Genomic DNA, 24,996 nt, shown 5'->3' with positions numbered 1-24,996 from the left:
GAGTTGAGGTATTAAAATACCAAGGATTCTATTGTGAAATTATTAAAATCAATTGCGATATTATGGCTAGCAAGCGCCAGTGTTATCACACATGCTCAACAAAATTCCAGCGTTCATCAGGTTGATGGTTATTTTTTACAACCTGTAGGCAATCTCAAAGTAACAGCATTATTTGATGGAGAACTAGGATTACCTCGTAGTGATTTATTGGGTATTTCAGCTGAAAAAGCGAATCAGTTATTTACAGAAAATTTTGTTCCTGTAGATGAACATAATCATATTGTCACAGATTTCTCTGCCTATCTTGTTCAAACACCTACACAAAACATTTTAATTGATGCAGGTACTGCAAAATGTTTTGGTCCAACCTTGGGCTATGTACGTGAAAATCTGAAGAAGGCGGGGGTACAGCCTGAACAAATAGATACGATCTTGATTACACATGCTCATCCTGATCATTTATGTGGAATTACGCTAGATGGCAAAATGGCTTATCCGAATGCCAAAGTGTATTTAGCTAAAGAGGATGTGGACTACTGGACATCGACTGTTAATGAAGCAAAAGCCACTGATTTTTTTAAGCCAATATTTAAAATGACCAGAGATGCATTAAAGCCTTACCAGGAGGCTGGTCGATTGATTGCTTTTACTAAAGCTTCTTTTAACGTACCTAATGTTCAACTCATAACGACTCATGGGCATACGGAAGGTCATTCATCTTATTTGGTAGATGGGCAGAAAGGGCAAAAGTTCTTAGGTTTAGGTGATGTTGTACATTATGCGGCAGTACAATTTCCTTACCCCGAGGCAAGTTATAAACCTGATACTGACTCTAAGCATGCGATAGCAGTCCGTAAAAGTATTTTTGAGCAAGCCTATAAAAACCAATGGTGGGTGGGGGCGGCACATGTTGCTTTTCCTGGTATAGGACATATTGGTAAAAATTCAAAAGGATATCAGTGGGTTCCTGCTCAATATCGACCTGTAAAATAAAAACTCTAAAATGATTTTTAAAGAAATCAGAAGAATAATAGATTTGACTAAAAACAAGAATGTTCAAGCTAAATATCGTTGAACTAAACTAATTAAAAAAGTTTTATTTTTAAGAATAAATAAAAAGTGCTCTCTAGGGAGCACTTTTGTATTGGTTGTATTTTAGTCGAATTGTGCAGTTTTTAAAAATACATTTAAAAGCAGAAATGTCTAATTTTAACTTGTTAATTCTAATGGAATTTTTATTGTAAAAAAATGCTATTTTCAGATTGTTAAACTCCCAGTTAATGAGCAGTTTGTGCTATAGTATACAGCTATATTTTTTTCGACTTTAGTTCAGTTTCCGGAACTAAATTTTTTGCAAGATCAAGACATATAAGCAGATGGAAATTTCTATCTGTAAGAAGGAGTATGCATGAGCGTATCGGAAATCCGACCGATTGCCATTGAGGATGAACTCAAGCATTCATATTTAGATTACGCGATGAGTGTAATCGTATCTCGTGCATTGCCGGATGTGAGAGACGGTCTAAAACCTGTTCACCGTCGTGTGCTATTTGCCATGCACGAATTAGGCAATGACTATAACAAAGCCTACAAGAAATCTGCACGTGTTGTTGGGGACGTAATCGGTAAATATCACCCTCATGGTGACTCAGCTGTTTATGAAACCATTGTACGTATGGCTCAGGACTTTAGCTTACGTTATTTATTGGTAGATGGTCAGGGTAACTTCGGTTCGATTGATGGCGATAGCGCAGCTGCAATGCGTTATACCGAAGTCCGTATGACAAAGTTAGCGCACGAACTTCTTGCAGATCTAGAAAAAGACACTGTTGACTGGGAAGATAACTACGACGGATCTGAGCGTATTCCTCAGGTGGTTCCGACACGTGTTCCAAACTTGCTAATTAATGGTGCTGCCGGTATTGCTGTTGGTATGGCAACAAACATGGCACCACACAACATGACAGAAGTTGTGAATGCATGTTTAGCCTATGCCGACAATCCGAATATCTCGATTGAAGGATTGATGGAATATATTAGTGGTCCTGATTTCCCTACAGGCGGTATTATTTACGGTAAATCAGGTATTGTTGATGCTTACCGTACAGGTAAAGGTCGACTACACATTCGTGGTAAGTACCATTTCGAAGAAGATGAAAAGACAGGTCGTATAACCATCGTCTTTACTGAAATTCCATATCAAGTTAACAAAGCAAGAGTTATTGAGCGTATTGCCGAGTTAGTTAAAGAGAAAAAACTTGAAGGTATTTCAGAGCTTCGTGATGAGTCTGATAAAGACGGTATGCGTATTGCGATTGACTTGAAACGCGGTGAAAACGCAGAAGTCATTGTAAATAACTTATTCTTAAATACACAGCTTGAAAACTCATTCAGCATCAACATGGTTTGTCTTGACAATGGACAACCAAAATTGATGAATCTGAAAGATATTATTGCGGCATTTATTCGTCACCGCCAAGAAGTAGTGACACGCCGTACCATGTTCGAATTGCGTAAAGCACGTGAACGTGGTCATATCTTGGAAGGCTTAACCGTTGCCTTAGCCAATATTGATGAAATTATCGAAACCATTAAAACTTCTGCTAACCCAGCTGAAGCGCGTGAGCGTTTACTAGCAGGTGAGTGGGCTGGCGGTGGTGTCGTTTCTTTACTCGAAAAAGCTGGTGCTATTTCTGTTCGTCCAGATGAAATCGAAGGTGAAAACCAAGATCGTCCATTTGGCTTGTCTGAATCGATTTATCGTCTATCTCCAACGCAAGTAGGTGCAATTTTAGAATTGCGTTTACATCGTTTAACGGGTCTTGAGCAAGATAAATTACATGCTGAATATACTGAAATTTTAGGTCAAATTGCTGAACTTACGGCAATTCTTAATGATTTCAATTTATTGATGGCTGTGATTCGTGAAGAATTAGCACAAGTATTACAACAGTATGGTGATGGACGTCGTACGGAAATTATTGAATCGCGTATTGATTTTAGTCGTGAAGATTTAATTCCAGAAGAACAAGTTGTATTAACGGTTTCACAAACAGGCTACGCAAAAACTCAACCGCTTTCTGACTATCAGGCTCAGCGCCGTGGTGGACGTGGTAAGTCTGCAACTTCAATGAAGAGTGATGACTTTATTCAACATCTCATTGTAGCTTCAAACCATGCGACTGTGCTGTGCTTTACTAACGTAGGTAAAGTATACCGACTTAGAGTGTTTGAAGTGCCTCAAGCATCACGTGGTGCAAAAGGCCGCCCGATTATAAACTTGTTACCTTTAGATGCGAACGAAACAGTAACTGCGATCTTGCCGTTAACAGAGTTCCTAGAAAACCATTACGTATTTATGGCAACAGCTTCAGGTACAGTTAAACGTGTTGATTTAGAGCAGTTCTCTAACATTCGTTCAAATGGCTTACGTGCAATTGAACTTAATGAAGAGGATACCTTAATTGGTGTTGCGATTACTGATGGTAATCAGCAAATCATGTTGTTCTCAAATGAAGGTAAGGCAATTCGTTTTGCTGAAACTGATGTGCGTTCAATGGGGCGTACTGCTAAAGGCGTCCGTGGTATGCGCGTTAGCATTGCAAGCAACACTTTAAGTGAAGAAGATGCAGAAATTGAAAATGATGAATCTGATGATAATGAAGATTCAGCAGAGTTAAGTGTAGTAAGTCGCATCGTATCACTTGTTGTTGTTCCTGAAACGGGTGAAGTGCTGTGTGCGAGTGCCAATGGTTATGGTAAACGTACTCCTGTAAATGACTTCCCAACCAAAAAACGTGGTGGTAAGGGTGTTATTGCAATTAAGACAAGTGAACGTAATGGTGAGCTTGTGGGTGCGGTATCTATTGATGAAAGCAAAGAACTGTTGCTTATTTCTGATGGTGGTACATTAGTTCGTACTCGCGCGGCAGAAGTTGCAATGACTGGTCGTAATGCACAAGGTGTACGTCTAATTCGTTTAAGCGAAGAAGAAACCTTGGTGGGTGTTGTGTCTATTGAAGCGGTTGAAGATGAAGAAGAGTTTCTCGAAGGAGAGGTTGATACTTCAGAATTAGATACCGAAGATGCAGTGTCTACGAATGACGATGCATCAGAAGAGTAAGTAGAAATTAAATAAAAAAGGAAGCGTAAGCTTCCTTTTTTATTTTATGAAGAAGATTTTTTAACAAGTCGATAATAAGCTAAGCACATTAATATTAATCCGGCTGTCGCAAGAAATATCAATTTTGGTACAACCGTTGCTAAAGGAACACCCATCTGATTAAGTTGTACAAACATTTGTACGGCATGTGTAGAGGGTAAACACCAAGCAAACCATTGTAACCACTCGGGCATGGCTTGATGAGGCCATGCAGCTCCAGTTAATAAGAATAAAGGTATAGAGCTAAACACAATAATATGTCCAGCACGTTCTGGCATATCTAAAAGTGAGCCAATCAGCATGCCTAATCCAATCACACAACTAACAAAAATAGGAACGGCGACTAGCAATCCAGTAAAGTTCCCACCATGTGGATAGTCATTGAACCATAAGGTAAAACCGAAAAGATAAAAACATCCTAAACAGCCAATGGTAAATATACTTGCAAAAATTCCAGCGAAGCGAACACCTGTAATTTTTTGGTGTTGTTCACGGTAGCTTGCGATTAGCATCGCTAAACTTAACACAATCGTTTGATGGATAATTAAACCTGCAACAGCTGGAAAAATATAACTTCCATATCCTGAAAGCGGGTTAAATAACGGGACTTGATGAATAGAAAGGGCCGGTTGGAAATGTGTGCGCTCTCCAAATCTTTCAATATATTCTTTTAATGTGGCTTCAATGGATGTGGCTAAACCTAAACCAATTTCTTTAGTTTTTAAAAAGTTGGTTGTGCTCAGATATAAGCCAATCCCACCTGTTTCTCCTCGGCGTAAGCTTTGAGTTAGGTTGCTTGGTAAAAGTAAAATACCATCGGCCTTTTGTTCACGCACCATTTGTTCAGCTTGTAAGAAATTACTTGTAACGGTAACAATATGAACATGTGGACTATTTGCACTTTGGCCGATTAATTGAGAGGTTAATAGGCTTTGTTCTTCATCAACAATCACAATTGGAATTGATTCAGCACGTTCTGCTTTATAGGCAGTGGGATAAAAAAAGCTATAAAGAATGACCGATAAAATCAGAGTTGTGAAAACCGAACTATTACTAACAATATCTTTAAATGTTTGCCCATAAGCCTTTAAAAAGTCTTTCATGGAGTTGCTCCCCGAATTAATTTTTTAAGCAGTAGAGAACTTAAAAAGAAGTAAATAAGGCAGTAACCCAGAAGTATTAAAAAGGGAATCATTGAAATGAAAAGTGGACTACCAATCACCCATTGTTCGGTTTGCAGCTTGGCATAAGGTGTATAGGGAATAATGAGTGACCAAAATTTAGTGAAAATCGGTGCATTATTTAAAGGCAAAGTAACGCCTGCAAAACTTAAAGATGAGCCACCATAGACGGCAATAAAGCCAAAAGTTTTACTTAAATTTTTAGTGGCAAGAATGACCGTACTGCTAATCAGAGCATAGGCAAAATAAAGTAAGAACTGTGCAACCAGCAATAAACTTAAGGAACCCGCTACGAACCAGCCACGGATTTCAACTAGCCAAAACATCCATAACCATGTCCATACACAAAAAATAAGGCTATAGAGCAAATTTTTAGCCAATAAGCCTTGAATAAAATTTTCTCGGTTCACCCATTGAGTGAGGGTATTACGTTTTAGTTCTTGTCCAATTGCAAAAGCAACACAGCAGCATAGCAACAGATGCAATACGGCAGGAACCATAAATGGCTCTAAATAAAACTCATAGCTCATGCTTGGGTTGTAAAGCGTTGATACTTTTACATGAGCTGTAGGTACATCTAAATAGGGAATATTATTTGCAAGATAACTTTGGCCTGCATAGTCTGCTAAAGCATTGAGGGTACTTACCAGCATTGCTGAAGAAATCGTATTTCCCACGCTAAAGAAAGACTGGTTAAAAGCAATGCTGATTTGAGCATCTTGCGCTTTCACAAAACGCTTTTCAGCACCGTCCGGAATGAAAACATAACCCCAGATTTTAGTTTCATTCAGTAATTGTTCCGCTTCAGTAGAACTTGCCGTAATCGTTTTAATATCTACCGTATGATTCAACGAAAGATACTTCTCAATATTGCGGCTGAGTTCACTTTGGTCCTGGTCAATAATCGCAATCGGTAAGTGTTCAGCTTTACCTGCGTAAAACATGCTGCTAAACAAAAAAATGATAAAAGCGGGGATAAGTGTCACCATGCACAAATCCCATTTATTGCTTTTTAGATAGTTTAGTTCACGTAATATACTGGCAAACATGCGTTATTTTTCTTCTTTAATTTTAAATAGAACACTCATACCCACTTTTAAATCTTGCACTGGTTTTTCAGGTACAAGATGAAGTTTAAAGCTACGAATATCATAGCCTCCAGTTTGGCGAGTAGTTTTTATAGTGGCAAATTCACCTTCAGCATCAATATTCTTAATTTTAAAAGTCACATTTTGATTCAGTGCAGGAATAAAACCTTCAAGGGTTTTATTTTTATAAACAGAGGCATATTGATTTTCACCCACGTTTAAGCTGACCCATAAATCATCATCTTCTAAAATGCTGACAACAGGTACACCCATAGCAACTAACTCGGAAGGCTTCCCGTAAGTTTTTGAAATTGTACCGGAAATAGGAGAGAATAAACGTGTCTCAGCCTCAAGTGCTTTTGCTTCGCCTACAGCTGCTTTTGCAATTTCAACCTGTGCATCTGCTGTAGATTTTTGTTGGCTCGTACTGCCACGTTTTGCACGAGCATATTGTTGATAAGAGGCTTCACTTAATTCTTGGGCAGAAGTTTGAGCCGCTAGCATTTCATCTCGTCTTTGACGAGAAATGACACCTTGTTTATATAAATTTTCACCACGTTGGTAAGTGGTTTTTGCAAGGTTTGCTTGTGCTTTGGTGCTTTGCCAGTTGGCATAAAGAGTATCGATATTTTCTTGCTGAGAACCGCGGTCTACCGTAGATTGAAATGCTAAAGCTGATTGTAAAGCTGCCAAGGCTTGTTGCTTTTTAGCTTCTATTTCTGGGCTAACCAAGCGAACAAGTGGCTGGCCTTTGGAAATTTTCTGGCCTTCTTGTACATAAATTTCTTCAATACGACTTGGAACTTTCGTACTCACATGAATAGTTTCGGCTTCAACCCGACCTTGTAGCTCAATAGGCTTTGGCTGATAACTTTTCCACAAACCAAAAATAATTAAACCTAATAGCGCAATAATTACTAAGCCAATAATCAGTTTAAGCTTGGAGTTCTTAGGTGGTTGAGAGTCACCGTTATTTATGTTTGATTCAGGGGTGTCACTCGCTTGATCGTTTTTTTGAGATTGGTTAATTTCTACCGTATCCGCAGCAAGAGAATCCTGTTCTGAATGAGATGATTCTTGATTCATTTTATACTCCTATTAACGGATATAGTCGGTATGTGGTTGATTAACGTAAGCTTTAAATTGATCAATTGAACCGTGACTTTGCAATAGAGTTGCGAGTGACATGACATATTTATAGGCATTTAAAGCCATTTCAGTTTTTAAAGCACTTAAAGCATTTTGTGCATCAATCACTTGGGTTGCAGTACCCATTCCTTCACGGAAAGACAGTTCTTGAATACGCAAGTTTTCTTGAGCGGCATTTACGTTTCTTTGTAAGAGTTGATGGCTTTGCTGAGCAGAGTTGAGTTCGTTATATGACTTATTCAGAAGTGCCTCAATTTCTTGCTTGGTACGTTCGGTCATAAGTTCAGAAGCATAACGCTTTAATTCGGCAGCATGGATATTCTTATTTTTATCTACACCAGAGAATAGGTTGTATTTTGCCATTACACCTACAATCCAGTTTTCATTTTCATCAAGGGCATATTCACCAAATGCAAAAAGACTTGGTTTTTTTGCGGCTTGTTGAGCTTGAATATTTACGTTAGCCAGTTGGGTATCCATCTGCATTTTTTGTACAAGACTGGATTTTTGCGAATAACTGGTTAAAAGTGATTCTAGAGTTTGGCTTGGAGTGTTATTTACAAATAAAGGGGTACTTAAATCTACATTATTTTGTTGATGTAGAAGATTGTTAAGGCTAAAGCGACTGGCATTTAAGTTGGCTTGAGTACTTTGTAAAGTACGTTCCGCATTATTGCGAGCTACTTCAAACTGCATGCGTTGTCCTTTACTAATAAACCCTTGTTGTTCGAGCTTTAGGGCATTGCTGTAATGTTTTTGCATAGCATTAAAGTTGAATAAACTACTTGCTACCAGTTGCTGCTGTAATTGAACATTAAAATAACTTTGTACAACTTCAAACCGCTGTACATCTTGTTGCTGCTGACTTGAAAGTTCTGAACGCTGTGCTTGAATGTTGGCTATTTTTTTTGCACTGCTGGTTAAACCACCTGTATATAGGGGCATAACGACCGAAATAGAAGGGCGTACAACCTGATCTTCTACAGTCAGATTCGCATAGTCGGGAAAGCGATTTATACCATCATGAATAGTTTGATTTGCACCTTCTTGAACTTGTCCAAGCACATCCGATGGAATGACATTGTTCCACTGTGAAAGTTTGTCGTTGAACCCCTGACTTAAATCATTCTCAAGCTTTTGTTTAAAAGAGGCGAGGGGGACGTCTGTTTCGCTATGAAAGGCATATGCTCTAACATTTAAATCAACTCGAGGTAATCCGAGTCCTTTCACTGCTTCAGCTTCTAGTTGAGACGCTTGCTGCAAAGCCTGATTAGCTTGAGTGCTATATGAACTCTTTAAAGCTTGTTGTTCCGCTTCAGCATAGCTTAAGCTTTGAGCATATAAATGATTTGTGAAAAAAAAGTCCTAAGGCCAAAGCAAGATGCTTGGGTTTAAAGAAAAAGGGGCAAATAGACTGTCTATATCGATGTACTGGCATTTTAAATAACAATTTCTGGCATCCCTTATAGTTTAAATTTCTTGTTATTAAATTCAATTATCATCTTGTTTCTTATACATTTGTATAGAAACAAGATAGTTTAAGCTCCCTTTAATTCTTAAATATTATAAAGCCCATATTTTGTACTACATATCAAAGTATGTGAAATCATAATCACAAGTCAAGTTGGTCTTTACTCAATGAAAATGTTTTAAACTGATAAAATCACAAATAAAAGCAAAGAAATAAATACAACAATAATTGAAAAAATGATCATAAATACAGTCCAGCATTGAAATATTTACTTGAGAAGCTGCTGCAAGCTTAAGCAATCTGTGGTTAAATGCCATTTTTATTGTGTTTGACTTTATACAAGGGAAAAATCATGCGCGCGTACAATTTCTGTGCTGGTCCTGCTGCATTACCTACTGCCGTTTTAGAAAAAGCTCAACAAGAAATGTTGGATTGGCATGGTAAAGGTCTATCCATCATGGAAATGAGTCATCGTAGTGCTGACTATGTTGCTATGGCTGAAAAAGCTGAAGCAGATTTACGCAAGTTAATGAATATTCCAGAAAACTATAAAGTACTGTTTTTACAAGGCGGTGCGTCATTACAATTTTCTGCGATTCCTTTAAACCTTTTGGGTAAGAACAATAAAGCTGATTATATTGATACAGGCATCTGGTCTGAAAAAGCGTTAAAAGAAGCAAAACGTTATGGCGACATTAATGTTGTAGAAGCTGGTATTAAAGTAGATGGTAAGTTCGCAATTTCTGAACAAAGCGAATGGAATTTATCTGACGACGCAGCCTATGTACATTATGCCGATAATGAAACGATTGGTGGCTTACAGTTTGCAGGAATTCCTGATGTAAAAGCTCCACTCGTTTGTGACTATTCATCAAGTATTTTATCTGCTCCATTAGATGTGACCAAGTTTGGTTTGATCTATGCTGGCGCACAAAAAAATATTGGTCCTGCTGGTTTAACAATTGTCATTATTCGTGATGACTTACTTGATCAAGCTAAACCAGAAATTCCAAGCATCTTGAAATATGGTGACCAAGCGAAAAATGGTTCTATGGTTAATACACCATCGACTTATGCTTGGTACTTGTCTGGTTTGGTATTTGAGTGGTTGCTAGAGCAGGGTGGGGTAGATGCTATCCATAAAGTTAACCTTGCAAAAGCTCAGTCATTATATGGTTATATCGACTCAAGCGATTTCTACAATAACCCGATTGCAATTCCAAACCGTTCAATTATGAATGTACCGTTTACCTTGGCAGATGAAGCTTTAGAAAAGCAATTCTTAAAAGAAGCGGAAGCAAACCATTTATTAAACTTAGCTGGACATCGCTCTGTCGGTGGTATGCGTGCAAGTATTTACAACGCAGTGCCTTTAGAAGGTGTACAGGCTTTAATCAACTTTATGGATGATTTTGCAAAGCGTAATGGTTAAGCAAATCAAATAAATAAAGCCCTCAAATGAGGGCTTTATTTTTGAATAAATTTTATAAACTAAAAAGGAACTAAACCAAACTGGTGCATGAATATGGCAGCTAAAAACATACCCAATACAAAAAAGCAAAACGCACCAGTATCGACCTTTACGCGCAGGCTACTAGATTGAATGAGGCTGGTAGTTTGTTCGGGTATAATCTTCATTCAATAACCTAATTATTAAAATATTAGTGAAATTCAATTAGTTTCACCCTTTTTAGCACAAATAGTCGCCTGAATCCAGATATTACCGCGAATATATTCGCCAATATTAAAGTTTTTATACAAATCGTTTTTGGTTGCAATGCGCACTAATATGGCAGGAAGATCATCTTCTAAAACCAAAGTAACATCATAAAGGGTATATTCTGCCCCCATAAATGTCATAGAAGTTTTGCCAACAATATTACCTTGGAACCATGCTTCATCTTCTTGACCAAGATTTTCACCATATAAATAAGCGACCATTTTTGAAAAATCAACGGTTACAGGTTCTTGATCTTCTGGAGTTTTTGGTTGCCATTCATTAATGAGTTCCTGTAAATTTTCAGGAGCAACACCATTATGTTCAGTCAAAATCGCATTTAATGCACGGTGATGTTTAATTGAGGCTGGGTCATCAACAACGATTTTTTCGCCTGCTGGAACAGGTTCTAATTCATAAGCCCATGCATTAAATTGAACTTGATAGTCTTTAGTTTTGTCATATTGACAAGCGTTAACGCTAAATAAATTATCAAATGCGTAAACCGTTGTATCTTTATTTAGTTTTAAACTTAAAACAGCTTGTGTTGCAGAGTCACAAGTAATGATACGTTCAATTTTCGTATTATATTGATATGGACTTTCAAAACTTGGAAAGGCTGTTTTGAGTGCGCGAGGTTTCTGATTTTCAACCGCAATAATCTGGTTGATTGTAACTTTTTGGTTTTGTGGGCCTTGAATCAACCAAAAAGATTGATCCATATCTTCTTCATGTTCGCATAAGCCCATTGGCATTACGGGTGCATCAAGTGCTAGTCCTAACCATTTTGGTACATCTGTTTCGGGATGGGACGTCAATAGATTCCAATGTTCGCCATGACTACCAAAATTTTGGTCATTTACTTTAATAACTTCTGGACTGTTTTGATTTTTCATAAGCATGATGCTGTTGGGTTCACATTACTTGTTATATTAAATCGAGGGTGTTTGCTATTTTTCAAGTCACCATATGTAAATTCTCTTGTAAAAGCACATATTTAGTCATTGAAAGATAGATATTGCTGCTAATAATAAAATAAAAGGTAGATCTGGCTCTTAAAAAACTTAAACACTAAATTAAAAACAAGTTTAATGTTTATTACTATTCACCTTAGAAAAGCATCTGTTAGACTTATATTTTTAGTGGAAATAGAGAATAACTTGCTACCATTTAAGCTATGGGTAGATGCAGATGCTTTACCAAGAATATTACGTGAAGTGATTTTGCGCGCATCAGATCGTTATCAGTTAGAAGTCATCTTTGTTGCTAATCAAAATGTTGGGATTACGCCTTCTGTTCGCATCAAGTCAATACAGGTTTTAAGTGGTGCAGATCAGGCCGACAAAGAAATAGTTGATCGTATGATTGAAAATGACATTGTCATTACGCAAGATATTCCATTAGCGGCTCAAGTAATTGAAAAGGGTGGCGTTGCTATTCATCCTCGAGGTGAGGTTTATACAACTGCTAATGTTAAAGCGCGGTTACATCTACGTGACTTCATGGATACGCTTCGTGGCGCGGGTGTGCAAACTGGTGGACCGCCACCTATTTCCGAGCGGGATAAGCGTGAATTTTCGAGTGCATTAGATCAAACAATTTTAAAGCAAAAACGTAAAACAGCTAAGTGAGCATCGCATGCCATCGCAAACCAATTTGGCTTTAACCTATGCCTTGTTAGTGTTTATATGGGCAACAACTCCCTTGGCCATTGTTTGGAGTGTGTCCGATCTACATCTTATGTGGGCATTGTTGTTACGCTTTTTTATTGCATTGCCTTTAGCAGTAATCATATTACTGATTTTAAAAACGCCTTTTCCAACTCATCGACAAGCTATTCATAGCTATGTTGCCGGATCTTTTAGCTTAATTGGTTCTCAAATTTTCACCTATGCCGCTACCCAATATTTAAGTTCAGGCATGATTGCGCTTATGTTTGGTTTAGCACCCATTATGGCTGGGCTGATTGGCCGTTTTGCATTTGGTCAGCAACTTTATAAGTTGCAATGGTTAGGTATGGCTATTGCCGTAAGTGGTTTAGCGATTATTTGCTTGAATGGATCGAATCAGCATGTGCATCCGTTTGGCATTGTTCTCATGCTGATCAGTGTTTTTGTCTATTCTTTTTCAATTTTCTGGGTTAAGAAAGTTAATGCACAAATTCAGCCTATGGCTCAGGCAACGGGCTCTATTTTAGTTTCTTCAATTTTGGCAAGTTGTCTTATTCCATTTATTTGGCAATATGCACCAACACATTTACCAGAAGCTAAATCTTTATTTGCCTTAATTTATACGGTACTGATGGCTTCATTAGTTGCCATGTTTTGTTATTTCAAGCTTATACAAAATATTCAGGCAACGACTTTATCTTTAACGACAGTTATTACGCCAATGTTAGCCATGATGATTGGAGCTACTTTAAATCATGAACAACTTTCGATTATGGTTTTTGTAGGTGCTTTAATTATCCTGTTTGGACTATTTTTATATTTCTATAAAGACATTCAAGCAAATCGAAATTTTGTCCGACATATTAAGCCTAAATAGGAGAAGATTTGGGTAATTTGTTGAGCTTATTCATTAAATTGTTCTAATTCGTAGCGAAATGCATGATCAAATTGATCTCCCAACTTAAGTAGTAGAAAATAGCGCAGCAATATAATATTAGGATTGTTAAGGAAAGATCAGAACTTACTGATTTTTAAACCTTAATACAGCATCTAACGATATGGCCAAATAGTAGATGTGGATGCGATTTGACATGAGCATCTGCTATTTCCCATCAATCACCTTGGATTTAGAAGGTATGTTTAAACCAATCTCACTGTATATAGGGTTGAGATATACTCGCGCAAGACGCAGTAATCATTTTATTTCTTTTATTGCATTGGTTTCGATGGTCGGTTTGACACTAGGTGTCGCTGTGCTGATTACGGTACTTTCTGTGATGAACGGTTTCGATCGCGAATTAAAAAACCGTGTTTTGGGAATGGTTCCGCAAGCGACAGTTTCATCTACACAAATCCTCACGGATTGGCCTGAACTGGTAAAACGAGTTGAACATCATCCACATGTAACTGGGGTTGCACCTTTTACCCAATTGCAAGGTATGTTAACCGCGCAAGGGCAAGTCGCAGGTATTATGGTGACGGGTATTGACCCAAAATATGAAAAGAATGTGTCTATTATTCAAAATCATATTGTTGCTGGTAGCTTAGATTCACTTAAAAAGGGTGAGTTTGGTATTGTTCTTGGTAAAGATATGGCCGATTCATTAGGCTTACGTCTAAACGACAGCGTGACATTGGTTTTACCTGAAGCAACGCCATCTCCAGCAGGTGTAGTACCTCGTTTCAAACGCTTTAAAGTGGTTGGTATTTTTAGTGTAGGTGCTGAAGTCGACTCTATGGTGGGTTATATCGCCCTATATGATGCGTCAACCCTATTACGCTTACCAGATGGTGCTCAAGGTGTCCGTTTAAAACTAGATGATATTTTTGCCGCGCCAAAAGTTGCGGATGACTTGGTAAAAAGTTTACCAAGTAATTTCTACGCGACGAACTGGACCTATACGCATGGCAATCTGTTTAATGCCATTCAAATGGAAAAAACACTAGTTGGTTTGTTACTTGTACTTATCATTGTGGTTGCAGCATTTAATATCGTTTCGTCTTTAGTGATGGTTGTTACTGATAAAAAATCTGATATCGCCATTTTACGTACATTAGGCGCGTCGCCATCGATGATTACTAAAATATTTATGGTGCAAGGTACTGTCATTGGTGTGATTGGTACAGTTGCGGGTACGGTTTTAGGTGTAATTTTGGCTTTAACCATTAGTGATATCATTTCATGGTTTAACAATGTGTTGGGCCTAAATCTATTTGATGCTTACTTTGTGCATTACCTACCTTCTTATTTAAGATGGCAAGATGTGACGATTATTGTGATTGTATCTTTACTTTTAAGCTTCTTGGCGACTATCTATCCGGCGCTTCGTGCTGCCAAAGTTCAACCTGCCGAGGCACTGCGCTATGAGTAAAATTGTTTTAGAAGCAAAAGATATCTATAAACATTTTGATGATGGTAAATCTAAGGTTGAAGTCATTAAAGGTCTTTCTTTACAAGTTGAAGCAGGGCAGTTTGTTTCGATTGTTGGTGCGAGTGGTTCAGGTAAAAGTACTTTACTTCATGCGCTAGGCGGTCTAGAGCAACCAACGCAAGGACAAGTATTTTTAAATGGTCAGCGTTTTGATAATTTAGGTGAAGCCGAGCGTGGTTTTCAACGTAACAAATACCTCGGTTTTGTTTATCAATTTCACCATTTGTTACCTGAGTTTACTGCGCTTGAAAATGTGGCAATGCCTCTTATGCTTCGCCCAGATAGCCAATACAAATCGGTAAAAGCACAAGCTGAATATTTACTAGACCGAGTGGGTTTATCTCATCGTATGGATCATCAGCCAGGTGAGCTTTCAGGCGGTGAGCGCCAACGTGTCGCTTTGGCCCGTGCTTTGGTCACTCAACCTGCGGTTGTTTTGGCTGATGAACCAACCGGAAACCTAGATCGTAAAACGGCTTTAGGCATTTTTGAATTATTGACCGATCTTAAGAAAGAACTCAATATGGCAATGCTCATTGTGACTCATGATGAACAGTTGGCGCAGGCAGCAGATTCAATCTTGCATATGGAAGATGGTCTTTGGGTGAGCGGTTCTTAAAAAATTGTCATTAAATCACATTGTTAAAGCCCACTCAGTTGGGCTTTAATTTTGCCCCTAAAAAGATAACGATATGATTTTAAATGTTAAAGCTTATTTTAGTGGGGTGGGTTGTAGGTATTGCATTTATGGGAATAGATCTTCCTTTAATAATGCAATATGGTTGGATTGGTAAAGTTGTCCTCTTTATCAGCTTTATTTTTTATATTTTTAAGCAGCACGTCGTTGTAAATCGTCCTCTATTAAAGGCAGGTTACTGTTTAATTTGCGGTCTAAGCCTTTTTATTATAGGTCATCAATATGCTCAGCATGCCTTAAATGAAAGACTACAACTACGGGAGATACAACTTGAGTCTTTAGACATTGTTGTGTATATAGACCGAATAAGTGAAGAAAAAGATAATAAGACACAGCAACTCGCTCAGGTTCCAGGGCGGTCATCCCATGTGGTGAATTGGTTGTTATATTTAAAAAATGAAAATGAGAGTGCATTAATAGAGGGGCCAAAATTACAATTAGGTCATTACTATCGAATTTCGGGTAAAACCAGACCAGCTCATAGTTATGCAGTATCAGGTGCTTTTGATCAGGAGCAATGGTTCATTCAACGAAATATAATGTCAGGTTTCAGTGTTCAACATATTGAACCTTTAAGCTCTGATGAAATTTATCGATTGGGTTATCAAAATCATTTACAACAGCAACAAAAGTTTTTTACTAGGCAACAATTAAATATAGAAAAATTGCGCCTAAAATTTAGATTGATGCTAAAAAAATCTTCCTTACAGAACAAAGGATTGTTATTAGCACTTCTAACAGGAGATGAAAGCCTTTTAAATGAACAGATTAAAAATCAATTTAAGCAGTTAGGAATCTCTCATTTGTTGGCCATTTCAGGGCCTCATGTCCTCATTTTTGCAATTATATTGTTATGGGGTTTACATCAATTAGTACGACGTTATTATCCTCAGCTTTATTTATGGCAACCCAAGCAAATATTGGCAATGATTCCGTTATGTTTCGGTGTTTTGATTTATACAGCTTTTGTAGGCTTTGAAATTCCAGCCTTAAGAACGTTACTTTCAGTATTTTTATTTGCCTTTTTATTGTTGGTAAAACTACCTGTTAAGCCATTTTCACTCTTGTTTTACAGTGCAAGTCTACTTTTGCTTTTCGATCCATTTAGTGTCTTATCGGCAGGTTTTTGGCTCTCTTATGGTTCTTGCTTTATTTTATTACGCATTTATCAAACCATAGTACAGACTCCAAATCTTGCTTCAGTGAGTCTGCTATCTAGAATAATTCTTTTAAGCAAAACCCTCATTGAATCTCAGGGCAAAATATTTATCGCCCTATGTCCCCTAATGCTGATTTTCTTTCAACAAATTTCATGGGTTGCACCTCTCACAAATATTATTGCAGTTCCTTTGCTAGGAGGAATTATTGTTCCTTTGAATATTTTTGCTGCTTGTGTGTGGCTTATTTTTAATTCAATTGGAAATGCACTCTTTCAGATTAATGATATTTTGCTCAGTATAGTGCTGACATGTTTTAGTTTTTTAGAGAAGTTATCTCTACCGTTGCAAGGTTTAAGCCTGACACCACTTGCTTTAGTGTGTCTTAGCTGTGCCATTATTATTTTATTTTTACCGCGTGGTATTTTACCGAAATCTTGGGGGCTCATATGTTGTTTACCCTTAATCATTCCAAATAAGTCATCCCAGCAAATCCAATTAAATATTATAGACGTAGGCCAGGGCCAAGCGATTTTTTTACAACATTCAGAGCAGACATGGTTAATTGATACTGGCGGTTCTTATGATGAGAAGGCTTTTAGTATTGGTCAAAATGTAATGATCCCATATTTACGTCAGAAAGGTATTAAACAATTAGATCATATCGTGTTATCTCATCTTGACCAAGATCATAGTGGTGCATTTCCGGCGATAAGTCAGGCTTTCCCTATCAAACAAGTTATATCGAATGAGTTGTGGAAAGAACAGGTTAAAGAACCATTTACTTATTGTCATCAAGGACAAAAATGGCAATATCCACAATTAGATATTGAGATACTTTGGCCTAAAGAAAATGATTTAAATTTAGTTTCTTCAAATCAAAATCAATACTCTTGTGTCGTTTATATTCATTTAAAACAGATAAAAGGTTATCAAAACTATTTAATTATGGGGGATGCAGGATGGGAAGCAGAATATCAATTGATAAAAGAATATCCTGATTTAAAGGTAGATGTTTTGGTATTAGGCCATCATGGTAGTAAACATAGTTCTGCCTATGACTTCTTAGCGACTTTAAATCCCAAGCTTGTTGTTGCCTCTGCCGGTTTTAATAACCGATACGGTCATCCAAGCAAAGAGGTGATAGCGAGAATACAAGCACTTAATATTCCTTTTAAAAGTACAATTGAGCAAGGAACATTAAGTTTTGTATCTCAGAATCATCAAATGGTTTTATACACTCGACGTTTTGAGCGCACTTGGCTTCACAGGAATTTGTGAAGCTTCTGCTTTAAGCTTATCTACAATTTGAAGAGCTTCAGCGGGATCAATATTATAAATATTATCTAAAGCAGGGTTTGCTTTAAAACGTTTATAGCTCCAGTGGTAATGTTCTGGATAACGATGGATGAGTTGTTCAATAGCCTGATGAATGACATAAGTTCCATCATCTGCACTACCTTCGTAGATTTTCTCATCCATAGGTTCAACGTGCATTGTAAAGCCGTCATTTTCGTTACGAATCGCGTAAAGGAATAAAGCTTTTGCTTTAGTCTTTTGAATAAGCTTGGTACTTAAATTACTTGAGGCAAGGGGAACACCAAAATAATTGATCATACTGCCGCCGACATTAGGCGTATGGTCAGGCAAAATTACGGTAGTTTCACCTTGTTTTAAAGCTTTAAAAATTTGTCTTACACCAGTTTCGTCAGTAGGAACCAAGTGGGCTTGTTCACGACTACGTGCTTCTCGAACAAAACGGTCTGCATCTTCATTTTTTACTGGCTTGTATAAAATTGTCATTGAAGTGAATTGTGAACACCAAGCATTCAGGACTTCCCATGTACCAAAATGTGGAACAATCAAAACTACACCTTTTTTTGCTGCAAGTGCTTCGTGAAAGTAATGTTCACCTTCAATATGATGAATTCTTTCGATATTCTTACTATTTGATGAACCCCAAATACTTAAAAATTCAAAGTATGAGGTGACTTCATTACGAATAGCTTGTTGCGTAATTTCTATTCGCTGCTGTGGCGTTAAATGTGGAAGGGCGATTTGTAGGTTTAGTTCTATACTTTTTGATGTTTTAGTAATTTTTAAAGTATTGATTAACCCTGCCAACATACGAGCAAGAAAACGTCCAAATTGAATTGGCTGGCGGCTAAAAGTTTTGAGTAGGTAGTAGTTCATGCTTTTTGTATCTAATTTGGTCATCTATCGCGGGAAAAAGGAAGCAATAATTAAAAAAAGATAAAATTATTATAAATGAAATCATATTATTTAGACAGTTTTTATCAAATCAACGTATATAATGACATCATTTTAGATTAATTTGGATTGGAATTTTATGTCCGATTGGCCGCCAAAACCACAAAATGAACCTATAATCCCTAAACAAAATGGACCAGAATGGCAAATTCTCGAGAAGGCTGTGCTTGCCTCTGTAGAGGAACAGCGTCGTAGCCGCCGTTGGGGTATCTTCTTTAAAACATTAACTTTTATTTATCTATTGTTCATTATTGTACTCATGGGTAAAGGCTGCTCAACCAGTAAAGAAGGATCTGCTGTGAGTAGCAGCAGTGCTCATCTGGCAGTGGTAGATATTATTGGAACTATTGATGCTTCAAGCAATCAATCTGTGAATAGTGAAGATACCAATAAAGCGCTTAAGCGTGCTTTTGAGGCATCAAATAGTAAAGCTGTTGCACTTAATATTAACTCACCTGGCGGTTCTCCAGTTCAGTCTGATGAAATCTGGCAGGAAATTCGTTATTTAAAAAAACAGCATCCTGATAAGAAGGTTTACGCCGTTATTGGTGATATGGGTGCATCGGGTGCGTACTATATTGCTTCTGCTGCAGATGAGATTATTGTCAATCCATCGAGTTTAGTGGGCTCAATTGGTGTCATCATGCCTAACTATGGGATTACTGGTTTAGCTCAGAAACTTGGTATCGAAGATCGCACTTTAACAGCAGGAACGAATAAAGACATTTTAAGTATGACAAAACCGATTGATCCTGCACAAAAGCAGCACATTCAATCTGTTCTTGATAATGTTCATACTCACTTTATTACCGCAGTTAAAGAAGGGCGTGGAAAGCGTTTGAAATCGAATGATCCAGCTATTTTTTCTGGTTTGTTCTGGACTGGTGACCAAGCAATCCAGTTAGGAGTTGCTGACCGTTCAGGTAACATTACGAGCTTGATGCGTGAACTAAACCTTGATAATAAAGTTGACTACACAATTGAGCGTAACCCATTACAATCAATTTTAGGTCGTATGGGTGCACAGATAGGGCAAGGGGTAAGTGAATCTATTGCTCAAGAAGTGCAGACTCGTCAAAGCGCAAAATTACAATAAAATCTGTTTTAGGATAGCGGTATGTCAATGAAACCAGTTATACACTTTGCTCATGCGAATGGCGTACCCTCAAAAGTGTATCAAAAACTGTTTGACCAGTTGAAAGGGGAATATGACATTATTTATGTTCCCCTGATTGGTCCTGATAAACGTTATCCTGTGACTAACCATTGGCCTTCTTTGGTTGATCAGGTGATTGATAGTATTGTACGGCAGGCGAAAGGACGTAAAGTCATTGGACTTGGGCATTCTCTTGGTTCAGTTTTAACTTTGATGGCCTCTTTTCAGCGTCCTGAACTCTTTTCTCAAGTGATTATGTTAGATCCTCCTCTTATTTTAGGACGATATTCATTTGCTTTTCATATGGCAAAATTATTTCGTCCTAAATTAGTTGATGCGATGACACCAGCAGGCTTATCTGCACGTCGTCGTGAACATTGGGAATCGAGAGAACAGGCGGCCGAATTACTGCGTCCTAAAGGCTTTTATAAAGATTTTGATGAAGATTGTTTTCAAGCTTACATTGACTATGCTTTGAAAGAAGATTCGGTCCGAGGTGGAGTTACTTTAACGATTTCTCGTGAAGATGAAGTTGCAATTTTTCGGAAAAATCCTTCTTGGTGGTGGCTACCAATGCCAAAACCTAAGATGCCTGTGCATTTAGTTGTGGGTAAAGGAAGTGATTTCTTAAAAAGAGGCTTTCCTCAAATGGCAAAGCGAAAAATGGGAATTCCGTTTACCGTGGTTGAAGGGGGACATATGTTCCCTCTAGAACATCCTATTGATACAGTGAACTCTATAAAGAAATTGATTCATACTCAGCCAAATTAATTTTTAAACGTATAAAAAAAGGACATGCTGGCATGTCCTTTTTTTATTTTTGCTTTTAAGTAAAATATTTTACCAATTTGCAAAACGAATAGGGTGTTTAAGAATTTGATCACGGAAATAGGCTTGGCCATTTTTCCATGTAAGTTGACCGTTACATAACCACTCTGCTACTTGTGGGTAGATAAAGTGCTCAAGTGTATGTACTCGATCTGCTAATGAAGCGGCAGTATCATGTTCTTTAACTGAAATAGCGGATTGGGCAATTGATTGACCAGAATCTAGTTCAGCAGTTACAAAGTGTACGGTACAACCATGTAAACGATCACCTGTATTTAAAACACGTTGATGAGTGTTCACGCCTTTGTAAGCTGGAAGAAGTGAGGGATGTATGTTCAGCATTTTCCCTTGCCATTTATTGACAAAGGTGGGAGTTAAAATACGCATGAAGCCAGCTAAAATAACTACATCCACTTGCCAAGCCAAGAGTTGTTGATGCATTGCTTCATCAAACACTTCACGCGTTGGAAAGTCTTTATGGGAAATAACAGCCGTAGCAATATTGGCTTTTTGAGCACGCTCTAGGGCATAAGCATCTGCTTTATTAGACAGTACACCTACAAGTTGCCCTGATAGATTTGCATCTATCAAGGCTTGTAAATTACTGCCGTTCCCAGAGACTAGAACAGCAATTTTTATCATGCAAAGATCACACGAATTTTTTCGTCTGCACCTTCCACTGATTCAGCATTTTCTTGGATGTGTCCAATTTTCCAAGCTTTTTCACCTTGAGCATTAAGCACATCAATTGCTTTTTGTGCATCATTTGCATCAACAGCAATGACCATACCTACGCCACAGTTAAACGTACGGTACATTTCAAAGCGTTCTACATTGCCTTCGCGTTGCAGGAGTTGGAATAATTCAGACCATTCCCAAGAAGCTTCATCAATGACAGCTTGTGCACCATTTGGTAATACACGTGGTAAGTTACCTGGTAAACCGCCACCAGTGATGTGTGCCATAGCATGTACATCAACTTGTTTACATAGCTCAAGAACTGGTTTTACATAAATACGAGTTGGCTCCATTGCTACATCAGCAAGAGGACGGCCATCAATCGTTTGAGTTAAATCAACATTTTTAACGTCTAAAATTTTACGTAATAATGAATAACCATTTGAGTGAGCGCCACTTGATGCAACACCAATAAGCACATCACCAGACTTTACTTTAGAGCCATCAATAATTTTACTTTGCTCAACAACACCAACAGCAAAACCAGCAAGATCGTAATCTTCGCCTTCATACATGCCTGGCATTTCTGCGGTTTCCCCACCTACAAGTGCGCAACCTGCAAGCTCACAACCTTTACCAATACCAGTAACAACATTTGCAGCAACGTCAACATTTAAGTGACCAGTTGCATAATAATCAAGGAAGAATAATGGTTCTGCACCACAAACTAAAAGGTCGTTTACACACATAGCCACAAGATCTTGGCCGATTGTGTCATGACGATTAAGATTAAGTGCCAAACGTAATTTAGTTCCTACACCATCGGTTCCAGAAACTAAAACAGGCTCTTCATAACCTTTAGGAATTTTGCATAGTGCACCAAAGCCACCAAGTCCGCCCATTACTTCAGGACGACTTGTACGTTTAGCGACTGACTTGATACGATCGACCAGTGCGTCGCCCGCTTCAATGTCGACACCCGCATCTTTATAGCTTAAACCGGTATTTGGGGTAGAAGTTGAGTTGCTCATAAATGAAGTCTCCGCATTGGCGGCAGATTATAACCTGAATATACGAAACTCTTATGTTATTTATGCTCGAAAATGCTATCTTTAATAAAAATATTTTTTCATTTATAACGATTAAATCAAAAAAGGCTAGATTTTATGCAAGATCGTATACTGCGCCGTATTTTTTTACTCGCAGGTATTGTATTGCTGGTATGGGTATTGTACTTACTCAAGCCTGTAGTCATTCCTTTTATCGGCGCTTTTTTCCTGGCTTATTTATTCAGTCCTCTTGTTGATGTTCTGGTAAAAATCAAGTTGCCTCGCTGGTTAGCAATTAGCGTGGTGTTTATAGGAATAGGCGTAACCCTAACCATCGCATTGTGGTATTTGGTTCCTCTAATTTGGAAACAATTGGTTTACGCCCGAGATAGTATTCCAGCTGGTATTCACTGGATTAACGCGACCTTTTTGCCTTGGGTATCTTCAACTTTTAATCTACAGGCAATGGAAATTGACACAGAGCAGATGTCTAAAGCTGTGATGGAATATGTTCAAACCAATTATAGTGCCGATAGTATTCAGTCAGTGTTATTAAAGTTGGCCCAGTCTGGTTTGAATTTTATTCAAATTGGTGGAACAGTTGTTTTAATTCCAATTATTGCTTTTTATTTTTTACTAGACTGGGAACGTATGTTACAGAACTTACGTCGTCTCATTCCACGTCGATATGAAGCAAATACTTTACAGATCGTTGGCGAATGCCATAGTGTTTTAGGGGCATTTGTTAAAGGTCAGTTTCTCGTCATGCTATTGCTAGGCATAGTATATGCAGTTGGTTTGCAGCTCATTGGTTTGGAAGTTGGTCTTATTATTGGTATGGTGGCTGGCCTAGCCAGTATTATTCCTTATTTAGGATTTGCAGTAGGTATTATTGCAGCGGTTATCGCAAGCTTGTTCCAGTTCGGATTGGACTGGATGCATTTATTACTCGTTGGTGTAGTTTTTATGATTGGCCAAGCGGTAGAGGGCTATATTCTACAGCCATTCTTACTGGGCGATAAAATTGGTCTATCTCCTGTAGCAGTTGTCTTTGCAGTATTAGCAGGTGCACAGCTTGCAGGTTTCTTGGGAATGTTAATTGCATTGCCTGTTGCGGCTGTTATTGTGGTGTTGTTGAAACACTTAAGAGATAACTATGAAAGAAGCTCCCTTTATGCTTCACCGTCTGCGTTAGTCATACAACAAGGTGATATTAAGCAAATTCATGTAGAAACCGAAAGCACTAAGCTTGATCTTGAGGTTAAAACACAGCAAGATACAGATACACTGAAACCATCTGACCAGAAATAATTTCAAGGTTAATTCGATATATGCGTCAACTCCAACTGGATATAGAACCTCAACTTGATGCCCGAATCAGTGATTTCTCGGGACCAAGTTGGGGGAATGTAGTTGATGCTGTGCGTCAACTACATGCTGGTCTGGTCAGTAGGTTTTATATCTACGGTGGGGCAGGGACAGGTAAGAGTCATTTACTTTCGGCAATTTGTGACTCTTATTTAGAAATAGGCAAATCTGCAATTAAAGTTTCTTTGCTTGAACTTCTTGATGCTCCTATCGAAGCAATTACTTCTTTAGAGCATTATGACCTTGTTGCTCTGGATGATATTGAATCGATTAGTGGAGTTCCTCATTGGCAAAAAGCTGTCTTTCATTTAATGAATAATCACGATGGGCAGTTGGTATTTTCTTCGCGTGTAGCGCCTATCGAATTAAAGTTGGAATTACCAGATTTACAATCACGACTTACGCAAGCTGTTAGTGTTAAAGTGCCGAGTGGAAGTTTATATGCGGACCGCTATGCTTTGGTGACATCTGTAATGTCTAGACGTGGTATTCATTTTGATCAGCAAATTGTTGACTATTTATTGCTGCATGGTCCTCATCAAGCTTCTCTTTTGCTACAGACAGTTGCCCAATTAGAAAAATTACTCAAAGGCGAAAAAACAAAACTTTCGAATGCAACGTTAAGACAAATTTATGCTTTGATTGATGAATATCAACAATAGATATTCTTTCATTTTGGTTTATTGCTTTGCCTAAATTTATAAAAACCTATTAAAAATAGAGTCTCTGGCACAAGATTTCTAATTTTAGAGCACTGGCCTATATATCTTTTTAAATCTCTTTCTAATTTTTAATGATTCACATTTTTGTATTTAAAAAAGTTTTTTAAATGTATGAAGCTTTTTGTAATCTGATTCAAAAATGACTCTATAGACCGACCAAAATGTCTTGAGAAATTCTACTTGCTGTGACAAAGTACGCA

20 protein-coding genes and 2 pseudogenes are annotated in these 24,996 nt (G+C 37.9%); 12 read left to right on the top strand and 10 right to left on the bottom strand.

Annotation, left to right across the window (positions count from 1 at the left end; translation table 11 throughout):
* The first annotated feature begins 33 nt into the window (after nucleotides 1-33).
* Nucleotides 34-993, top strand: a complete 960-nt coding sequence (locus tag RMB03_RS19360) for an MBL fold metallo-hydrolase (protein WP_311077280.1) — start codon at nucleotides 34-36, stop codon at nucleotides 991-993.
* Between the two features lie 415 nt (nucleotides 994-1,408).
* Nucleotides 1,409-4,123, top strand: a complete 2,715-nt coding sequence (gene gyrA / locus RMB03_RS19355; RefSeq protein WP_311077279.1) for a DNA gyrase subunit A — start codon at nucleotides 1,409-1,411, stop codon at nucleotides 4,121-4,123.
* Nucleotides 4,124-4,167: 44 nt separating this feature from the next.
* On the opposite strand, the gene RMB03_RS19350 is transcribed toward gyrA, so the two are convergent.
* From RMB03_RS19350 to RMB03_RS19335, 4 genes and pseudogenes are all read right to left on the bottom strand, one after another.
* Nucleotides 4,168-5,265: an ABC transporter permease gene (locus RMB03_RS19350; protein ID WP_311077278.1), complete on the bottom strand. Its 1,098-nt coding sequence runs from the start codon at nucleotides 5,263-5,265 to the stop codon at nucleotides 4,168-4,170.
* The gene (locus RMB03_RS19345; RefSeq protein ID WP_311077277.1) at nucleotides 5,262-6,392 is read right to left on the bottom strand and encodes an ABC transporter permease; all 1,131 of its coding nucleotides are present in this window, start codon (nucleotides 6,390-6,392) and stop codon (nucleotides 5,262-5,264) included. The genes RMB03_RS19350 and RMB03_RS19345 overlap by 4 nt, the downstream gene beginning before the upstream one ends.
* A 3-nt stretch (nucleotides 6,393-6,395) precedes the next feature.
* Entirely contained in the window at nucleotides 6,396-7,517 is a 1,122-nt protein-coding gene (locus RMB03_RS19340; protein ID WP_080027618.1) for an HlyD family secretion protein, read from the bottom strand.
* A 12-nt stretch (nucleotides 7,518-7,529) separates the two neighbouring features.
* Nucleotides 7,530-9,018: pseudogene (locus tag RMB03_RS19335) on the bottom strand (TolC family protein).
* Between the two features lie 385 nt (nucleotides 9,019-9,403).
* Here RMB03_RS19335 and serC point away from each other — a divergent pair.
* On the top strand, nucleotides 9,404-10,483 hold the full coding sequence (gene serC, locus RMB03_RS19330) for a 3-phosphoserine/phosphohydroxythreonine transaminase (RefSeq protein ID WP_005038821.1): 1,080 nt from the start codon (nucleotides 9,404-9,406) through the stop codon (nucleotides 10,481-10,483).
* A gap of 59 nt (nucleotides 10,484-10,542) precedes the next feature.
* Here the strand turns inward: serC and RMB03_RS19325 are convergent, their stop codons facing one another.
* Together RMB03_RS19325 and RMB03_RS19320 are read right to left on the bottom strand one after the other, a co-directional pair.
* Nucleotides 10,543-10,689, bottom strand: a complete 147-nt coding sequence (locus tag RMB03_RS19325) for a hypothetical protein (protein ID WP_005038822.1) — start codon at nucleotides 10,687-10,689, stop codon at nucleotides 10,543-10,545.
* A 33-nt stretch (nucleotides 10,690-10,722) separates the two neighbouring features.
* Complete coding sequence (locus RMB03_RS19320; RefSeq protein WP_311077276.1) at nucleotides 10,723-11,664, bottom strand: hypothetical protein; 942 nt, start codon at nucleotides 11,662-11,664, stop codon at nucleotides 10,723-10,725.
* 246 nt (nucleotides 11,665-11,910) lie between these two features.
* Here RMB03_RS19320 and RMB03_RS19315 point away from each other — a divergent pair, with 246 nt between their 5' ends.
* Nucleotides 11,911-12,399 carry a YaiI/YqxD family protein gene (locus tag RMB03_RS19315; protein WP_016801978.1) on the top strand — a complete coding sequence of 163 codons (489 nt, stop codon included), beginning with the start codon at nucleotides 11,911-11,913 and terminating at the stop codon, nucleotides 12,397-12,399.
* Between the two features lie 7 nt (nucleotides 12,400-12,406).
* Nucleotides 12,407-13,315 carry an EamA family transporter gene (locus RMB03_RS19310; RefSeq protein ID WP_311077275.1) on the top strand — a complete coding sequence of 303 codons (909 nt, stop codon included), beginning with the start codon at nucleotides 12,407-12,409 and terminating at the stop codon, nucleotides 13,313-13,315.
* A 29-nt stretch (nucleotides 13,316-13,344) separates the two neighbouring features.
* Here the strand turns inward: RMB03_RS19310 and RMB03_RS19305 are convergent.
* A pseudogene (locus tag RMB03_RS19305) lies at nucleotides 13,345-13,425 on the bottom strand (PilZ domain-containing protein); the annotation flags it as partial.
* 149 nt (nucleotides 13,426-13,574) lie between these two features.
* Between RMB03_RS19305 and RMB03_RS19300 the strand changes: the two are divergent.
* From RMB03_RS19300 to RMB03_RS19290, 3 genes are all read left to right on the top strand, one after another.
* Nucleotides 13,575-14,810, top strand: a complete 1,236-nt coding sequence (locus tag RMB03_RS19300) for a lipoprotein-releasing ABC transporter permease subunit (protein ID WP_003650195.1) — start codon at nucleotides 13,575-13,577, stop codon at nucleotides 14,808-14,810.
* A complete protein-coding gene (locus tag RMB03_RS19295; RefSeq protein ID WP_004643715.1) occupies nucleotides 14,803-15,489 on the top strand; it encodes an ABC transporter ATP-binding protein in 687 nt (228 codons plus the stop codon). The genes RMB03_RS19300 and RMB03_RS19295 overlap by 8 nt, the downstream gene beginning before the upstream one ends.
* Nucleotides 15,490-15,572: 83 nt before the next feature.
* Nucleotides 15,573-18,005, top strand: a complete 2,433-nt coding sequence (locus tag RMB03_RS19290) for a DNA internalization-related competence protein ComEC/Rec2 (protein ID WP_311077274.1) — start codon at nucleotides 15,573-15,575, stop codon at nucleotides 18,003-18,005.
* Here the strand turns inward: RMB03_RS19290 and RMB03_RS19285 are convergent.
* Nucleotides 17,958-18,941: a lysophospholipid acyltransferase family protein gene (locus tag RMB03_RS19285; protein WP_281835158.1), complete on the bottom strand. Its 984-nt coding sequence runs from the start codon at nucleotides 18,939-18,941 to the stop codon at nucleotides 17,958-17,960. The two genes, RMB03_RS19290 and RMB03_RS19285, sit on opposite strands and share 48 nt — an antisense overlap.
* 133 nt (nucleotides 18,942-19,074) lie before the next feature.
* Here RMB03_RS19285 and sppA point away from each other — a divergent pair, with 133 nt between their 5' ends.
* A complete protein-coding gene (gene sppA, locus RMB03_RS19280) occupies nucleotides 19,075-20,091 on the top strand; it encodes a signal peptide peptidase SppA (protein ID WP_005038834.1) in 1,017 nt (338 codons plus the stop codon).
* A gap of 21 nt (nucleotides 20,092-20,112) precedes the next feature.
* The gene (locus RMB03_RS19275; RefSeq protein ID WP_080027613.1) at nucleotides 20,113-20,922 is read left to right on the top strand and encodes an alpha/beta fold hydrolase; all 810 of its coding nucleotides are present in this window, start codon (nucleotides 20,113-20,115) and stop codon (nucleotides 20,920-20,922) included.
* 69 nt (nucleotides 20,923-20,991) lie between these two features.
* Here the strand turns inward: RMB03_RS19275 and purN are convergent, their stop codons facing one another.
* Both purN and purM read right to left on the bottom strand, forming a co-directional pair.
* Nucleotides 20,992-21,621: a phosphoribosylglycinamide formyltransferase gene (purN, locus tag RMB03_RS19270; RefSeq protein WP_311077273.1), complete on the bottom strand. Its 630-nt coding sequence runs from the start codon at nucleotides 21,619-21,621 to the stop codon at nucleotides 20,992-20,994.
* Nucleotides 21,618-22,688: a phosphoribosylformylglycinamidine cyclo-ligase gene (purM, locus tag RMB03_RS19265; protein ID WP_056481524.1), complete on the bottom strand. Its 1,071-nt coding sequence runs from the start codon at nucleotides 22,686-22,688 to the stop codon at nucleotides 21,618-21,620. Before purM ends, purN begins: the two co-directional genes overlap by 4 nt.
* Nucleotides 22,689-22,823: 135 nt before the next feature.
* On the opposite strand from purM, the gene cxpE reads away from it, so the two are divergent.
* Nucleotides 22,824-24,017 carry a chloramphenicol efflux transporter CxpE gene (cxpE, locus tag RMB03_RS19260; protein ID WP_311077272.1) on the top strand — a complete coding sequence of 398 codons (1,194 nt, stop codon included), beginning with the start codon at nucleotides 22,824-22,826 and terminating at the stop codon, nucleotides 24,015-24,017.
* 20 nt (nucleotides 24,018-24,037) lie between these two features.
* Nucleotides 24,038-24,736 carry a DnaA regulatory inactivator Hda gene (gene hda, locus RMB03_RS19255; RefSeq protein WP_132068756.1) on the top strand — a complete coding sequence of 233 codons (699 nt, stop codon included), beginning with the start codon at nucleotides 24,038-24,040 and terminating at the stop codon, nucleotides 24,734-24,736.
* Nucleotides 24,737-24,996 lie beyond the last annotated feature (260 nt).

Origin of the sequence: Acinetobacter sp. V91_7, from assembly GCF_031799075.1 — a bacterium.
Lineage (GTDB): Bacteria > Pseudomonadota > Gammaproteobacteria > Pseudomonadales > Moraxellaceae > Acinetobacter > Acinetobacter calcoaceticus.
The sequence above is the reverse complement of the archived record's forward strand: the minus strand, read 5'-3'. Positions and strand labels throughout refer to the sequence as shown.

What these genes read in the sequence shown, in the direction of transcription:
- gyrA (WP_311077279.1), top strand. Translation starts at nt 1,409, where the DNA reads ATGAGCGTATCGGAAATCCGACCGATTGCCATTGAGGATGAACTCAAG.
- RMB03_RS19350 (WP_311077278.1), bottom strand. Translation starts at nt 5,265, where the DNA reads ATGAAAGACTTTTTAAAGGCTTATGGGCAAACATTTAAAGATATTGTT.
- RMB03_RS19345 (WP_311077277.1), bottom strand. Translation starts at nt 6,392, where the DNA reads ATGTTTGCCAGTATATTACGTGAACTAAACTATCTAAAAAGCAATAAA.
- RMB03_RS19340 (WP_080027618.1), bottom strand. Translation starts at nt 7,517, where the DNA reads ATGAATCAAGAATCATCTCATTCAGAACAGGATTCTCTTGCTGCGGAT.
- serC (WP_005038821.1), top strand. Translation starts at nt 9,404, where the DNA reads ATGCGCGCGTACAATTTCTGTGCTGGTCCTGCTGCATTACCTACTGCC.
- RMB03_RS19325 (WP_005038822.1), bottom strand. Translation starts at nt 10,689, where the DNA reads ATGAAGATTATACCCGAACAAACTACCAGCCTCATTCAATCTAGTAGC.
- RMB03_RS19320 (WP_311077276.1), bottom strand. Translation starts at nt 11,664, where the DNA reads ATGAAAAATCAAAACAGTCCAGAAGTTATTAAAGTAAATGACCAAAAT.
- RMB03_RS19310 (WP_311077275.1), top strand. Translation starts at nt 12,407, where the DNA reads ATGCCATCGCAAACCAATTTGGCTTTAACCTATGCCTTGTTAGTGTTT.
- RMB03_RS19300 (WP_003650195.1), top strand. Translation starts at nt 13,575, where the DNA reads ATGTTTAAACCAATCTCACTGTATATAGGGTTGAGATATACTCGCGCA.
- RMB03_RS19295 (WP_004643715.1), top strand. Translation starts at nt 14,803, where the DNA reads ATGAGTAAAATTGTTTTAGAAGCAAAAGATATCTATAAACATTTTGAT.
- RMB03_RS19290 (WP_311077274.1), top strand. Translation starts at nt 15,573, where the DNA reads ATGTTAAAGCTTATTTTAGTGGGGTGGGTTGTAGGTATTGCATTTATG.
- RMB03_RS19285 (WP_281835158.1), bottom strand. Translation starts at nt 18,941, where the DNA reads ATGACCAAATTAGATACAAAAAGCATGAACTACTACCTACTCAAAACT.
- sppA (WP_005038834.1), top strand. Translation starts at nt 19,075, where the DNA reads ATGTCCGATTGGCCGCCAAAACCACAAAATGAACCTATAATCCCTAAA.
- RMB03_RS19275 (WP_080027613.1), top strand. Translation starts at nt 20,113, where the DNA reads ATGTCAATGAAACCAGTTATACACTTTGCTCATGCGAATGGCGTACCC.
- purN (WP_311077273.1), bottom strand. Translation starts at nt 21,621, where the DNA reads ATGATAAAAATTGCTGTTCTAGTCTCTGGGAACGGCAGTAATTTACAA.
- purM (WP_056481524.1), bottom strand. Translation starts at nt 22,688, where the DNA reads ATGAGCAACTCAACTTCTACCCCAAATACCGGTTTAAGCTATAAAGAT.
- cxpE (WP_311077272.1), top strand. Translation starts at nt 22,824, where the DNA reads ATGCAAGATCGTATACTGCGCCGTATTTTTTTACTCGCAGGTATTGTA.
- hda (WP_132068756.1), top strand. Translation starts at nt 24,038, where the DNA reads ATGCGTCAACTCCAACTGGATATAGAACCTCAACTTGATGCCCGAATC.